8 protein-coding genes are annotated in these 15,348 nt (G+C 40.0%); 4 read left to right on the top strand and 4 right to left on the bottom strand.

The window, feature by feature from the left end:
• Positions 1-21: 21 nt before the first annotated feature.
• Complete coding sequence (locus JW841_03885; GenBank protein ID MBN1960062.1) at positions 22-1,032, bottom strand: rod shape-determining protein; 1,011 nt, start codon at positions 1,030-1,032, stop codon at positions 22-24.
• A 608-nt stretch (positions 1,033-1,640) separates the two neighbouring features.
• On the opposite strand from JW841_03885, the gene JW841_03880 reads away from it, so the two are divergent.
• The 3 genes from JW841_03880 (at position 1,641) to JW841_03870 (ending at position 9,572) form a co-directional block, all read left to right on the top strand.
• The gene (locus tag JW841_03880; protein ID MBN1960061.1) at positions 1,641-7,652 is read left to right on the top strand and encodes an aminotransferase class I/II-fold pyridoxal phosphate-dependent enzyme; all 6,012 of its coding nucleotides are present in this window, start codon (positions 1,641-1,643) and stop codon (positions 7,650-7,652) included.
• Positions 7,653-7,773: 121 nt separating this feature from the next.
• On the top strand, positions 7,774-8,727 hold the full coding sequence (locus JW841_03875) for a hypothetical protein (GenBank protein MBN1960060.1): 954 nt from the start codon (positions 7,774-7,776) through the stop codon (positions 8,725-8,727).
• A gap of 53 nt (positions 8,728-8,780) precedes the next feature.
• Complete coding sequence (locus JW841_03870; GenBank protein MBN1960059.1) at positions 8,781-9,572, top strand: hypothetical protein; 792 nt, start codon at positions 8,781-8,783, stop codon at positions 9,570-9,572.
• A 19-nt stretch (positions 9,573-9,591) separates the two neighbouring features.
• Here JW841_03870 and JW841_03865 read toward each other — a convergent pair whose 3' ends face one another.
• The 3 genes from JW841_03865 to JW841_03855 form a co-directional block, all read right to left on the bottom strand.
• Positions 9,592-10,848, bottom strand: coding sequence for a glutamate-5-semialdehyde dehydrogenase (locus tag JW841_03865; GenBank protein ID MBN1960058.1), 1,257 nt, complete (start codon positions 10,846-10,848; stop codon positions 9,592-9,594).
• Positions 10,849-10,893: 45 nt separating this feature from the next.
• Complete coding sequence (gene proB, locus JW841_03860) at positions 10,894-12,048, bottom strand: glutamate 5-kinase (protein MBN1960057.1); 1,155 nt, start codon at positions 12,046-12,048, stop codon at positions 10,894-10,896.
• A gap of 117 nt (positions 12,049-12,165) precedes the next feature.
• Positions 12,166-13,266 (bottom strand): PilZ domain-containing protein, encoded by a 1,101-nt coding sequence (locus tag JW841_03855; GenBank protein ID MBN1960056.1) that lies wholly within the window; start codon positions 13,264-13,266, stop codon positions 12,166-12,168.
• Between the two features lie 265 nt (positions 13,267-13,531).
• Here JW841_03855 and cysK point away from each other — a divergent pair, with 265 nt between their 5' ends.
• Positions 13,532-14,500 carry a cysteine synthase A gene (gene cysK / locus JW841_03850; protein MBN1960055.1) on the top strand — a complete coding sequence of 323 codons (969 nt, stop codon included), beginning with the start codon at positions 13,532-13,534 and terminating at the stop codon, positions 14,498-14,500.
• Positions 14,501-15,348 lie beyond the last annotated feature (848 nt).

Raw genomic sequence — 15,348 nt, 5'->3', positions numbered from 1 at the left:
TCGCGATAACGTTTTAAAAAGTTAATGGATCGCTACTTGTTTTAAAAGTTCTAATTGATCTAGCACCCGGCCACTACCAAGCACCACACATGATAAGGGGTCGTCAGCAATCATCACCGGCAGCCGTGTTTCTTCTCGTAACACTACATCGAGATTTGAAAGCAATGCGCCACCACCGGCGAGGACAATGCCCTTATCCACAATATCTGCAGCCAACTCGGGCGGAGTACGCTCGAGTGCAACACGTATAGCTTCAATGATGGCCGTCACTGGCTCATTAAGGGCCTCGCGAGCTTCATCACTAGTTAGTTCAATGGTACGAGGTACACCTGCAATCATATCACGACCTTTAATCGTTATCGTACGCAACGATTCAAAGGGATATGCATTACCAATTTCAATTTTTATTTGCTCAGCAGTACGCTCACCAATAAGCAGATTATAACGACGCTTAACAAATTGAATAATTGCCTCATCCATTTTATCACCACCAACTCGTATTGAACGACTATATACAATACCTGCAAGTGATAAAACCGCCACTTCAGTAGTACCACCGCCAATATCAACAATCATATTCCCCGAAGCTTCAGCAACCGGCAGTTCAGCACCTATAGCAGCAGCCATGGGTTCTTCCATTAAATGAACCTCACGAGCCCCTGCACTTTCGGCACTTTCGCGTACTGCTCGTTTTTCAACCTCAGTTATTCCATTAGGCACACAAATTACTATTCGCGGTTTAACCAAAGCTCTGCGGTTGTGTGCTTTGGTTATGAAGTAGCGAAGCATAGCTTCAGTTACCTCAAAATCAGCTATAACCCCGCCTTGAATAGGCCTAATTGCAGTTACTGCGCCTGGTGTACGCCCAAGCATTTCTTTAGCTTCGCGGCCAACTGCTAAAATCTTTCGCGCGCCACGACCATCGTTTTGTACAGCAACGACCGATGGTTCATCACATACAATTCCCTTACCTTTAACATAAATAAGCGTATTTGATGTTCCAAGGTCGATCGCCAGATCGTTTGAGAACATTCCCGACAACCAACCAAATACCATGTGTCAATTACCTCGATAATCCAACGTGATGAAGGAGGGATAGCATCCCACTAATCCCAGGCGCAACAATTTCCTAATAGGGAGTGTCCCTAATATCGTTCTAATATCGTTCCTAATATCGTTACATTTTGCTTGACTACTGTTTACCTGTTCCTTTTTCGGGCCATTTTCGCTCGACATAATTAAGTTTTTTGAGTTACAGCATTAAATTAACGTGCCAATAAATAAAATGGCTACCTAGAGTTCTTTAGCATAGCTATATTGATAAACAAGAAGGTATACTAAACTTATGCGCTTTTTATGCAAAGCGTCAAAAAGGTGGGATAAAAAATGATTAATATTAAAAGGTAATATTTCTCTATTTTCAGACTTTGGTAACCACTAAAAACAATATTAATAATAAAAAAAATATAGTTCGTCGAATTATCTGACGCACTGTTATTCATCAGCAGGGAGACCAGATGCGTCTACACCGCCAATTTTGCGAAAATGGCTGACTATAGTTCGACAAAATTGCTATTAAAAACTGGATGCAGATATATCCTGTCGTCTTATAAAAGTTTTGGTTAAAAGGAAGTAAACTTATGCAACAAGCTGGCGCTCTGATGGAGCAAGTTAAAACTCTGAAATCACTTGCGGCCACCATGCAAGAAGGCCGTATTTATACACATCTCATTCCTGAGATTGATAAAATCTTAGCACTCCCTGATCCTGATGATCTTGCTGAAGCAAGTATTAGTGAGCGTGAAGCAGTTGCCCGGCAAGTACGTGAATATGAACAATCTTTCGATTCACTGGGCTTCTCGCTGCTTAATCAGATCATGCCGTCAACCGGCGTATCAAATATATTCCGTATTGTTCAAGCTGCTGATGATTTTAATAATCGCCTAAAAAAACACGTTGGCATTACCTACGAAATCAATGGCAAACAGCAAACACTTGATGCCCGCCATATTGATGCACTCACTCGCTATAGCCTATCAATCGGAACCCCTCCGGTAACTGCGCACATGCGAGATGTTGTTTCTCGCATTGTTTTTGGCAAAGAAATAAAATCTCTTTATGGTTATGTTGAAACCCTCGGCGTCAACCATGAACAATATATCTTATTAATAAAATCATTAGCGCGACTGATTGATTCTAGCTTGCATTACAATACTAATGCTGAAGAACGAGCTTTTCTTGTTGATGCTACTGAATTCGTCAATTTCGAAGGTGCAAATCTATTTAATCGTGTAGTAATCACTGAAAGCCCCAAAAGGGTTATTGATCTAATTCAAAAGCATGTGTTTGATAAATTCGGTCCCAGTGGCGTAAACCCCGTACGACTAGTGCCAGGTATAGATCGGCTTGACGATGAGTTAATTGCTCATATGCGAGCAGAACCTAACCAAGTATTCGTAACCCGTGTTACCCGTATTCCACATGGTGTCTTCTCCTGTGAAATGGGACTCACTAACAAGTGGCGTAGTATAATTGGGCGCCTTATATTAATTGATTGTTCAGAAAGAGCACGTTTATCTAATACTACTATAGTATACACACTATTTCCTCATGTTGTGCAAACCCTGCGTAATATCCAAACTAGATTCGCTGGGCGACCTGCTAATACCCAACTAGTCTTACGACAAATTCTTGAACGTTTTTCCCCTGATGTGCTCGACTGTATTGGTGATGCTCTCGATAGTGCCTGCAGTAGATTAGAAGATTTAGGTATTCTCACTGCGAATATTGATGAAATTCGTGCTTATGAATGGCGACGAGATGATTTGTTTGATTATCTCACCTTTAAAAAAATGTGCCGTATGGTGCGCTTTATAACTCGACTTGCTCGCGGCGATGATGAAGCGCGGCAACGTATGGGTGAAGAAATCGCCAAAAACGCAGCACAAAAATGGATGAAATATTTTTATAGTAGCCTTAATCCTAAGGTATATACCGCCACCTTAGTTCCAGGTGGTGGCCGTGGTGCTTTAACACTAATAGGCGAATTTCATCGTGAACAAGTACGCAAAGCCGTTGCTGACTTCTGCTCACACGACCTCGCCATTTGTCGACAACGATTAATCGAACTTAAACGTGAACTATCAATTCCAGAAGAAAGTTCTGATGAAATTAAGGCAGCAATCAAACAATCACAATTACTAGCACTTGCACCTACCCAATGGGATGCTTCAAAACTTAATGTTAGCAAGACAGATTATTTAACTAAAAGTCTTTTCTATCGTGCTGCTCACGCTGCTGGTCGTCTTACTCGTAAGACCGAAGAGAGTTTAGAAAAAGCAGCTTATGGCAATTTCACCGGTGGAGTTGCTGCACTTTTGAAAAACACTATGAGCAAATTTGGTCTTGGAGCGCTTCACGGTCATCTTGAACATAACTTTGGTTCGCAAGTATCAAACTATGATCGCAAAGTACGTAAGCTTCTTACACCGTTTCATGAAGCTGTCAGATCCGCACAACGCGCCATGGATGATTTGCGCGGTGAAATTGATCCGACCGCAGTCGGAGAAATTGAAGCGTTATTAAAAGTTATTGAACGTGGTTCGTTTTATCCTATTTTAATTATGCCCGCAATGTCGTGGAGCTATGATGATGTCTTTCCTGAAAAGTATTTTCCCGCTTCAGATATTATCCGTGTCCCTCTTAATAGATACTATGAACTTGATCCCGTAGCACTACTTAGTAAGATCGAAGAGCTACGATACTCATTACGTCGTTTTCCTGAAGTATTCTATTTGTATTGTCGTAGTATGATACTGGTACTAAATACTCCTCATAATCCTACTGGTGTAACTTATCGTCGTGAATCTATTTTACGCTTGCTTCAACTTGCAAGTGAATATGGGATTACAATTCTTGATGATAATGCTTACCACAAATTAGTAACTCGCGATTATAAAGCGCGTGAAGGTGACCTTTGTGTCGCCCAAATTTATGAACATTATCGCGACCAAATTTCAAAATCAGTTCGTATTATTACTATTGGGGCGACTACGAAAGGATTACAAGGCTCAGGAGATCGTACCGGTATAATACATTCTAACTATCCAGAGGCTGTTGAATACGCCCATAAAAATGCGTCTGCCCCGCATTTAATGTCTCTATATTTAACATTGCTTAAGCTAGAAAACGGTCTTGCGGTCAAACGTTACACTCACGAGCTTGAAAAGCTTGCAGGCCGTATTGTTGATTTGACTTCTTATGGACCTATATGGGCTACACAAAAAGAACTGCTTACCGGAACCTTGGCTCATATTAGTCAAGATGACTTTCCTGTAATAGTATTTGCCAAATTGCTTGATGGTTATGATCACATTTTACGACTGCAACAACGCGGCGCAAGTATTCGACATTTATCTGAAGCTTTAAGTAATGTAGTACGCTCATTAAAAAAATTGCGTCTTGAAGTACGTTTACGTCGTGATGTACAAAAACGTATTGATGCACTGCTTTGTGCGCATCAAAAAGTTATACCTGATACTGAATTAATTCCACCGAGCGGTGCATTTTATGCCTGTTTCAAACTCGTTCAAAATGACGATAATCGTAACATTCACGAGTTTTTAAATGCTATCGCACGTTATCGCAAAGTTGATGTTACTTATGCTGGTAAAGGTTTCATTCGCGCCTCTTTAGGCGGCTTAGTTATAGGTGATTATAAAAGTTACATCCGTTTTGAAAAAACCCTAGAAGTCTACCTTAAAATATTAACCCACTACTGGAATGAGTTTGAAAAGCTTGACCGCGATGTTGAAAAGCTTAAGGACCTTTTTAAAGTGGGTGGACCAGATGAAATGCAACATCTGCTTCATGATCTTGAAGCTATTTTCACCATTGAAGGTTACAAAAAGCCAATTAAAGGTATGGGAGTTAGACCGAGCGAATGGGGTTCGGTCTATTGTATTGAAGAAGGCAAGTCAATCGCCGATAAAGTATTTATCAAATGGCAACCATGCAATTCTGTTGATGAGATGATTGATAGCCGAACTTTTCGTGTGCTATATCGCCGCTTACTTAAAAAAGTCTGTCGTCGTCATCCCGAACTATTAGATTTAACTTTTACCGAAATACAAAAACAATATGGTCCACTAGCGTGCTTATCTGCTTATTATGACCGTCAACTTATTGATCCGGTATTTCGACAATTACTCACAGATATTTATAATGAATGGCATGGCGCTAGTACTATTAAAGTACTTACAGCCGAGCTCAAGACTAACAACTATAGTGAAAAGGTAGCGACCCTACATGGTTTGCATAGTCGTCTTAATGTATTAATCAATGAACTAATGTATGCTTTTGAAATTCCTGAAAACAAGGTAACCGCTACTACTACTTTTGAAATCGGCTATGAAGAACTATCCAATATAAAAGCTAACTCCAATCTACCTGAATATCTTCAACATATAGTTCAGGGCACTATTTTTGCTGGCGCTACCGCTGCATTAGATCCTGATCCGAAATCAGTAACAGGTGCAGTCAAGCGAGTGTCAGATTATCGCTATGGTTTTATTTTACGCCATGGTTCGGATGATTCAACTGGCAGTGTTAAACCTGAATTGTCTTTGCTGCAATCAAGACTTAGCCGCTTTGCTGAAACCGCTGATTTAGACAGTTACGTTTGTAAAGCTATCCCCGTTGGTCCCTTTAAAATACTTCTTGTTATGCACAAGTCTTATTTTCAATTTATTAGCGATGAAATGCGTTTGTTCCCACAAATCCCAGAAATGCAACTACGTGAAAAACTAAATGGTTCCGACTGGGATGCAGTATTGCTTTTTGGTATACCTGCTAAATGCATGGGTGAAAGTTATAAAACCGGGTATATAATTGATAAAAAGACTGATGGACGTATCTTACCAACTGCATGGGTCGCTAGAGAAGAAGATACTGATTATTTTGGCTTTTTTAAAAAATCAATCCTAACTTTACACAATGAACTAGTTAAAGCCCTAGGTGGCATGCCGGTGCATGGCGCTATGATTACCATTACCTTTAAAAATGGTTTACGCAAAACTTTAGTATTCAGTGCTGACAGCGGCACAGGTAAAAGTGAAACTATTACAGCTATGATGGATCAGTTAGCTTCTGGTGATGAAATAGCTAACCAACTAAAAAGCATAGATATTTTAGCTGGTGATATGTTGTCATTGTGGTGCGGCGAAGATCGTCAAGTTTATGCTTTTGGTACTGAGCAAGGTGATTTTATGCGCCTAACAGATATAACCGAAAGCTGGAAAAGACGTTTTGGTGATTTGTTAAAAAGAGGTAGCTACTCAAATCTTGATCATCCTAAAAACCCACGCGTTACTATACCGGGGATTTGCAACCCTAATAAATTCTTATCACCCACTCGTGTAAATGGCTTTTTCTATATCAACAACTATGAACCGGTTTATGGTTCATCGGTTGAATTAAGCGACGACCCTCATTATGTTTTAAAAAATACACTTGTTCGTGGATTGCGTAAAAATAAAGGTACTGCTGGTGATCAACCATCGCTGCGTGCTGGCTTAGAGTTCGCCGGGCGCTCAGATTTAGTAGTGCGGTACCGTCATACCATTGATGATTTACTTGAATGGCATGAAGCTAAAATTCAAGGCAGATTTTATACATGCTTGGGCTACCGCAATGGCGCCGATGATGTCTTCACTGCCCACGAAGTTATTTCAGCAGCTTTTATAAATCAAAGCTTTGTCTATAATGATAAACCATTAGCTATTGATCGTGTCGACTACGATGTATTGAAAAATGTTTATATGTTGATGTGTAATAATGGTATGAGCATTGTACTTTCTCGTGAAGTCTATGACCAAATCTACGAGCCCTTAGTTTCTACTTTTTGTGGCAATCCCTTTGTTCATCCAGAAGGAATGGATAAAGTACTTGAAGTATTCGCCGATATTATCCGCGAAGCAAAAATACATACCGGCGTTATTAAAACCCAATTGGCTCGAAATGGTTATGAGTTTAGCGGTGCAGCTAAAGCCGCGCGTGATATTGTAACGTTTCTTTTAGAAGATGAAGAAGTAAGCTCACGTTTTCAACGCAATAAAGATAAAGTGTTACAAGCTATGCAAAGCACTTTTGGTGGCATACTTGAAGATGGCACTAATCTGCCTATAGAGCTTGAAGGCTACAATCTCTTATTGCTTGAAGCACACGAGTCAACTCACGTAACTTTTGTTGATGATGATCACAATCGTTTCACCTTATCAACACCATTTTATCGTTATGAGCCAAGCAATGATCGTTATGCACCTCGTGAATTCGCTCCTGCCATTGCAGTGCCAGAAATGATTAACGCTATTGAAGATATTTGCCAAAATCTTGATTATGAAATCGACCTTTCAGATTTTCATGCTGATCTCTGCGCTTATGATCGCATTCGCTTCTGGAACAGTCGTGAAGAATTAGTATTTCAAATCTTACTAATCAATGGCGTAATCTCTATCGGTGCTTCTGAAAACGAAGTTGCGCGTTTCCCTTTAGAGGTACGTAAAGCCAACCATATCGCTGCAGCGATCCTTGCAAGACGCTCACCTGAATTGGGAACTTGGGTACCTCGCTTTAAAGTTGCCTCAACCGGTTAAAATATTTAGCTATTTAAAAAAGTTAACCGTTTTAAGAAAAGTTAACCAACACTGCTTAGATTCGTGTAAAATTTAATAACCGTTTAAAGCGCAACCGTCACTTTAATGGTAGAAGTAAATTATGGCCTTTACGTATCCTAATGGCATCGTAGTAAACACTACAAAACCTTCACATAGTTCAAATTTAGAAGTTTCTAACACTACTTTAACTCAAGACCCTGTCGCTGATGAAAATAGCAAAAAGCCATTAGCTACACAAACTACTAGTAACTATTCATCTACCTCAGCCCCAGCTGCATATAAAAAAGAAAAGCGCCAAGTGTGTAACGTAGCGCCTCAGCTACCAAATTTAGCTGCAATTAACCCTAAAAAAACCGCAATAGCTTTAGTTAAAATTAGACAATTTCTTAATGATAATTGTACTTTATATGATGTAACTCATACTGAATTATTAGAAATTAACCAAATTTTTCATAACCTTACGAGTGAAGAAGCAAGTTATGTATTTAAAAAATTAACCCTAGCAGAACGCGAGCATTGGCGTGATGAAATATTAAGCAACGCACCTGGCCAATTAAACGGCTTATCTTATAAAGAAAAAACTAACCTATTAAAAATGATGACTGCGAAATTAAAAGCGCCACAGCTGCTTTCTTTCTCAGCTTTATTTATTAATAGCTTATCAACTGATGACAAATCCATTTTAGCTAAAGCTGCTGTTAAAAAGCTAAATGGGCAGCAGCTTGTCGAATTCGCTGAATTACTTAAAAATTATGATTATATTGCGAATTTTGGCAAAGTCATAGCTGCATCATGTTCGGTTAATACTAAAATTGTTTTCATTAAAGCTATGGCCAAAAATGTTAATAAAGGCCCTTTGTCAAAACTTGAAATGATAGGCAATGGTACCACGCATTATGTAGGTGGATGTAATGCTAAAGCCATAGCTTATGTATTAAAATCTTTATCAGGCAGCGATTTTACGGCAGTATTTTCATCATTACAATTAACCCAGCGCAGTGAAATTTTTCTAGCTGCTGCTGGTGAAGTTAGAACTTCAACAATCAATAACTGAAACTGGTTCACATGGGGTATCCACAGTATTCATTTAGATATGAGCCGCGTTTATTGATTGATATACTCAAAGCTGCTTGCACCACCGCAGCAGAAAATCGCGCTGAAGTATTTGCTCTTGCCGCTAAGCAACTTGATGGAATGTTAGAAACAGAAAAAATTCCTGGTGCACTTACATTAGGGATTAGAAGCCAAGCAGGCATGGTGGCTGTAGCAATGACGGCGCTCTTACGCGGCGAAAATAAAGCAGATGCAAAGTCAACTTCATCTAGCGATCTAACAGCCTGTTTGTCTCACCTTTACCGACAGATAAATCCAGATGGCGATGCTATGGCTTCGTATATGCATGTCATGATGAGCCAGAAGCATTTTGCTGCGATAAAAAATATTATTCGTATTCTAACCATCGGAGCGGATGGTCAACTTGATCGAATTAAAAACTTTAAAGCACAAGCCAAAGGTACTACCGGCAAACCATATTATGCTAATGCGCAATTACTGGGTTACTTTAGCTCTTCTTGCGAGACCGGGATTACCCTCTGTACTAATGTTTTTAATGAACAAAAAGAACTCTGCAAAAAGATATTCGACTTTCTTATTGATTTAATGCCAATTGGTAGTCCAGACGTTGATGGCAAAATAGTAAGCAAAACTGTAATTAAAGGTGGGCATGGGTATATTGATGCCTATTATAAAATTAGTATCGATCAATATGATGATCTAAAAACCATAATACATGAGTTAATTTTTCCACGTTACGAAAATGGCAAACACTATGAAGGACCCGCTACAATTGCCTTTGATGCTGCGTATAGTGCGGTTATGAATAAAACTAGTAGTAAATAATTATTCTACACTACAGTTTTTAAGTTCTTAGTTGCCCATCACCCATTACAATAAATTTATTACAAGTTAACTCTTCTAATCCCATGGGGCCACGAGCATGAAGGCGGGTGGTTGAAATACCAATTTCAGCGCCCATACCAAACTCAAAACCATCACTAAAGCGCGTTGAAACATTAACCATGACAGCCGCAGAATCAACCTCCCGTAAAAAACGACGCGCCCGAGCATAATCTTGGGTTACGATAGTATCTGTGTGCTGTGAGCTATAAGTTGCAATATGGTCAACTGCCGCAGTAAAATTTGGTACCACTTTAACATTAAGCACCATATCATTATATTCATTATACCAAACTGAATCATCTGCTGGTTCGGCATCAGTAAACCAAGCACGTGATTGTTCGCAGGCGTATATTTTTACCCCTTTTTCGGCAAATTTCTTTGCAAGCGAAGGTAATAATTGCGGTGCAATTTTTTCATGCACTAGCATGGTTTCCATAGCATTGCAGGTGCTGGGTCGCTGCGTTTTCGCATTAATACAAATTGCTTCGGCCATACTCAGATCAGCATGCTCATCAACATATACGTGGCATACACCTTTGTCGTGTTTAATCACCGGAATCGTTGAATTCTCAGTAACAGCGCGAATCAATCCATGGCCACCGCGCGGAATAATCAAGTCAATATATTCATCGAGCTTAAGCATAGCGTTAACACAAGCGCGATCAGTATATTCAATAAAAGCGATAGCTTCTTGCGGTAAATTATTTTGTGCTAAAGCTTTGCTCAAAATCTGCGCCAAAGCAGCATTTGATTTAATCGACTCTGAGCCACCACGCAAAATTACGCTATTGCCAGCTTTAAAACAAAGTGCGGCAGCTTCGACTGTAACATTGGGACGCGATTCATAAATTATCCCAATTAAACCAAGCGGCACTCGCATACGCCCGACTTCCATACCATTTGGACGACGACGAATTTGGGTTATTTCACCAACCGGATCTGGCAACGCCGCAACTTCACGCAAGCCCTTTGCCATACTGGTAATGCGCTTTTCATTAAGTGCCAGTCTGTCGATCATCGCACGGCTTAGGCCATTTTTTTCAGCGGCGGCAATATCTGTTTGATTAGCCGCCAGTAATTCTGCACTCGCCTCGATAATTAAGGTAGCCATTGCTTTTAGCGCACGGTTTTTTTGGTCGCTTGAAGCATTTGCGATTACACGTAAAGCGCGCTTAGCAAGCTTAGCTTTTTCAGTAACGTATTTTACCGTATCCATAATGTATGAATATGCCTTAGAATTTTAAGTTTAACCAGCCTTAAATCATTCATCAGCTAATAAAACTAAATCATCGCGATGAATTACTTCGTCATAATCTTTATAACCAAGTACTGAGACAATTTGCGATGTTCGCAAACCTTTAATTCGCTCTAACTCTGATGCGGTATAACGAGTTAGCCCACGTGCAAAACATTTACCTTCTGGATCAACACAATTTATACAATCACCAAGTTTAAAATGCCCATTTACTGATACAATACCTCCGGGCAATAAACTCTTTTTGCTTTTAGTGAGCGCAGTTACCGCACCAGCGTCTAATGTAATTGTTCCGCGTGTAGCAGCAATATGAGCTATCCAATGCTTGCGGCTATGAAGTGGTTTATCTTGTGGTATAAACAAGGTGCCAATATCCGCACCCGAAAATATCTCGTTTATCACATTTTCGCGTTTGCCATTAGCAATAATAACCGGGATCCCACGCGCCATTGCTTTGCGAGCAGCTAAAATTTTTGATTGCATTCCACCGGTACCTACACCAGTTGTACCAGTGGCATTTTTTTCAATATCACTACTGACACGATCAACTATTGATAATAGATGAGCCTTAGCATTACGTTTTGGATCTGCTGAATATAATCCATCAATATCTGAAAGAATAATTAGCAAATCAGCGCCCACAAGATGACTTACCATTGTCGCAAGATTATCATTATCGCCGAATTTTATTTCGGCCACTGCAACTGTATCATTCTCATTAATTATTGGTAACACTTCTAGCGCTAGTAATTCTGCCACTGTGCCACGCGCGTTAAGAAAACGATGACGATTCGCTAGATCTTCAGCCGTAAGCAACACTTGTGCTACATGAATACCATATTGCGCAAAAGCATCTTCATAAACCCCCATTAGCGAAGATTGCCCAACCGCTGCTGCTGCCTGTTTAAGCGGTAAAGAAGCCCGTTGCTGCTCGTTTTGTAAACCTAGCTTGGCAAAACCTGCAGCCATTGCTCCTGATGAAACTACTACCACTTCACGCTGTTGTCTTATTTGCGTTATTTGTGCAGCTAACCTGTTGATGTGTTCGGAGTTAAGCTCAATTCCACCAGTAGTTAAAACTGCGCTGCCAAATTTAATGACTACACGCCGTGAGAGTTTTAGTAAATCACGACTATGTTCTATTTTTTCGTTGTCTTTCATTAATCATTGTCTTAGCGCAAATGTGCGTAAAGCAGCCACAAAATAACGCTGCAATTTTTAAAAGCGCTGCTATCAATGGTGAAAGCTACAGTAAAGATAAAGAAAAAGAATCGAAAGTTAATTAACCACAAGACGATCTACTATTTTACCTACAGCTCGCCGTACAGAGTCGTCTCTAAAGTTAAAAGCTATGCCGGTCGTATAAAATGGCTCAAGGCGTTTCACCCATCTCACCGTTCCAATAATTTCACGCACTGGCAGACTATCATCTTCACGTAAGCTCAAACAGACACTGCTGCCACTAACTAATTGACGAGTCAGATACAATGCCACGCCACCACGGCTTATATTAGCGGTATAGCCACGAAATGGTATGCCATTGGCTAATTCAGTAAGCTGCCAACTTGCTAAATAGGTAATACGACGATCTGCTCGTTTTTCACGCTGGACTTTATTATTATCCGCGTAAGATTTAAAACCATCTTTTGCCAACTCTGTAGTACTGCTATTTATATCAACCTTGTGGCTATGCAACAAAATGCGCTGCACCACAGTAGCAGTATCAGCTCTTCGATGAAGATAGCCATCTGCACCTGCGATATTTGCGCTTTCTGCTAATACATCTTCACTACCGCCAGCATGCATTAAGATAGCTATAGCTTGGGTTTTGGGATGATAACGTAATAAACGACATAAATTATTGCCATTTAGACCGCTCATCTCACTGCTAATCAAAACCAATTGAACATCTGACTTAGCGATACGATTAGTAGCTCCGATTGGATTATTTATACCGACCACGCGAAAACCTAAAGCGATCAACATCGCCTGCATACCCCACAGATGACTTGCATTATCATCAACAATGGCCACTGAATACTGTGGACGCGAGCACTCATTTTCAACAAAAGTACGCATATCTGAAGTCATACGCGCAAAACGTACTCTTAAGCCATTTACCAATCGTTCATGTTCTTCGCGTCCATGGGCACCATCGCGTACCTCAACATCAGCATACATAACATTTGGGCCTAAATGATGCTCTAATTCTAGTCGACCTGCTGCACCATTGCCAAAGTCATGTTCGCCAGTAAGCAATGCTCCGTCACGACTAATTGAAACCATGATCATTTGCCGGCGAATACCACCAACGATCAGTGCTGCACGAACATATGTTGCATGCCAAACTGCTAGCGACGCACTTTCCAGGCTTTCCATGGACAATGCCTCAATCTTGTTAATAATATGTATATATTTATTATCGTATTATTATCTTGTAAGCAATTAATCTTGTTTTTATCTTAATTATTATCATTTCATTTAGTAGTTTAGTTATTCAATTGACTTTATGTTTTTTATGTGCACTTTAATATTTCAATTGGTAAACTCAGTTGGAATTCATGAAAAATTAAATATTAGCTAACTTAGCTAACTAGTTATTTTTAATGGTGATTAGGGACACCCCCTAGCTAAAGGAGTTTTTATGGCCAGAATATTTTCTGATAATAGTGAAAGTATCGGAAATACGCCTCTTGTACTACTAAATAAGGTTACCCAAGGGCTTCATGCTACGGTTGCTGCAAAAATCGAAGGTCGTAATCCTGCATATTCAGTAAAATGCCGACTTGGTGTTGCTTTAATTCAAGCCGCAGAGCGAGATGGTCTGTTAATTCGGGGTTTACGCAATAAAACAATTGTTGAACCAACAAGTGGCAATACTGGTATTGCGTTAGCATTTGTATGCGCCGCACGTGGCTATCCCCTGGTTCTCACCATGCCTGAAACAATGTCAATTGAACGACGAAAGATGCTGTATGCTTTTGGGGCTGAGCTAGTATTAACTGATGGTAGTAAAGGTATGCCTGGAGCTGTAACAATAGCTGAAGAAATTATCGCCAGTAACCCTGAAAAGTACTTTATGCCACAACAATTTAAAAACCCAGCTAACCCAGACATCCACTTTCGTACTACCGGCCCAGAGATTTGGCATGATACCGATGGTAAAGTCGATATATTTGTTGCTGGAGTAGGAACAGGTGGAACTATTACTGGTGTTGGGCGTTATTTAAAACAAGAAAAAAATAAACCCGTTAGCCTGGTGGCGGTTGAGCCTGTAAAATCAGCAGTATTAACAGCCTTGCGCAACGGACAACCACCACAAAAACAACCTCATAAAATTCAAGGCATTGGTGCGGGCTTTAAGCCCGACGTACTCGATCTTGATTTAATAGATACGATCGCTACGGTCGATGATGATGAAGCCATTAATATGGCAAGACGGCTTCATCGTGAAGAAGGCATCACTTGCGGTATTTCATCAGGAGCTGCAACAATTGCAGCGCTGCAAGAAGCAGCAAAGCCTGAAAACAGCAGTAAATTAATTGTGGTTATTTTAGCTGATGCGGGTGAGCGCTATTTGTCAAGCGTTCTTTTTGAAAATATCAAGGCCTGACTATATTCAGTAGCTTGATGTTTGGTTGTTACAAAGGAATAACCATTTTATGATGTAGCGGGCGCCCGTTACCATTGCTAAAACAGTGGGCTTATTAATCTCTCTTGTTAATATTTTAAAAATATTTCACCGTGTTATGCTGTTATATTTCAGCATCCAATGATGAGTTATGTTTCTGCAAGAGAGGGGCGCTGCGAACGTCTGGCGGAAACCCCAGAAGCATTCGCAGCTCAAGGCGCCATATTTTATTAACAATCTTATTGTACGGCATATCGTCCCGCTACATCTGCCGCCTCTATTTTGCTGCTATCCTATCAAATCCCATTTCATCTTAATGCAGCCAATAATTCTTACTGCTTATTTTTTATTCAGCAGCATTCCGTTCACACATTATGTATCGGTGTTGCTAACGAAAAGTTGCTAAAAAAAATAATGCTTGATTAAAACTATTTCATTTGATCATTTTCACTTACTTTTTTAAATCTGTTGCTAAATTGGTGACAATGAGACGTATTTTTATATTGTTAAAATTTGATAAACCGCATTGCTAATAACAATGAGAACTAAGTGAATTTATCAATATATAATCTTGGTTCTTGTCTGAAGGACTTCAATGCATAGGCGTGATTTTCTTAAAAGTCTTGGTGAAACGGCTACTCTGGGTATAGGGCTAGCCAGAAAAAATCTAATCAGAAGAGCCACTTGCAAAAGTCGAGCAACCACCTATTATCGTCATTCCTGCGCAATCAGGAATCTATAAGGTGTTGATATTGCAAAACATTTTGGATCCCCGCTTTCGCGGGGATGACGTTATATTTGCTATAATTGGAAATCATAAGGACTTTTGC

It is taken from the genome of Deltaproteobacteria bacterium (genome assembly GCA_016931625.1).
GTDB lineage: Bacteria > Myxococcota > XYA12-FULL-58-9 > XYA12-FULL-58-9 > JAFGEK01 > JAFGEK01.
This window is presented reverse-complemented; position numbering and strand designations above follow the sequence as displayed.

Coding starts and splice junctions, on each gene's coding strand:
- JW841_03885 (MBN1960062.1), bottom strand. CDS start 1,032: ATGTTCTCAAACGATCTGGCGATCGACCTTGGAACATCAAATACGCTT.
- JW841_03880 (MBN1960061.1), top strand. CDS start 1,641: ATGCAACAAGCTGGCGCTCTGATGGAGCAAGTTAAAACTCTGAAATCA.
- JW841_03875 (MBN1960060.1), top strand. CDS start 7,774: ATGGCCTTTACGTATCCTAATGGCATCGTAGTAAACACTACAAAACCT.
- JW841_03865 (MBN1960058.1), bottom strand. CDS start 10,848: ATGGATACGGTAAAATACGTTACTGAAAAAGCTAAGCTTGCTAAGCGC.
- proB (MBN1960057.1), bottom strand. CDS start 12,048: ATGAAAGACAACGAAAAAATAGAACATAGTCGTGATTTACTAAAACTC.
- JW841_03855 (MBN1960056.1), bottom strand. CDS start 13,266: ATGGAAAGCCTGGAAAGTGCGTCGCTAGCAGTTTGGCATGCAACATAT.
- cysK (MBN1960055.1), top strand. CDS start 13,532: ATGGCCAGAATATTTTCTGATAATAGTGAAAGTATCGGAAATACGCCT.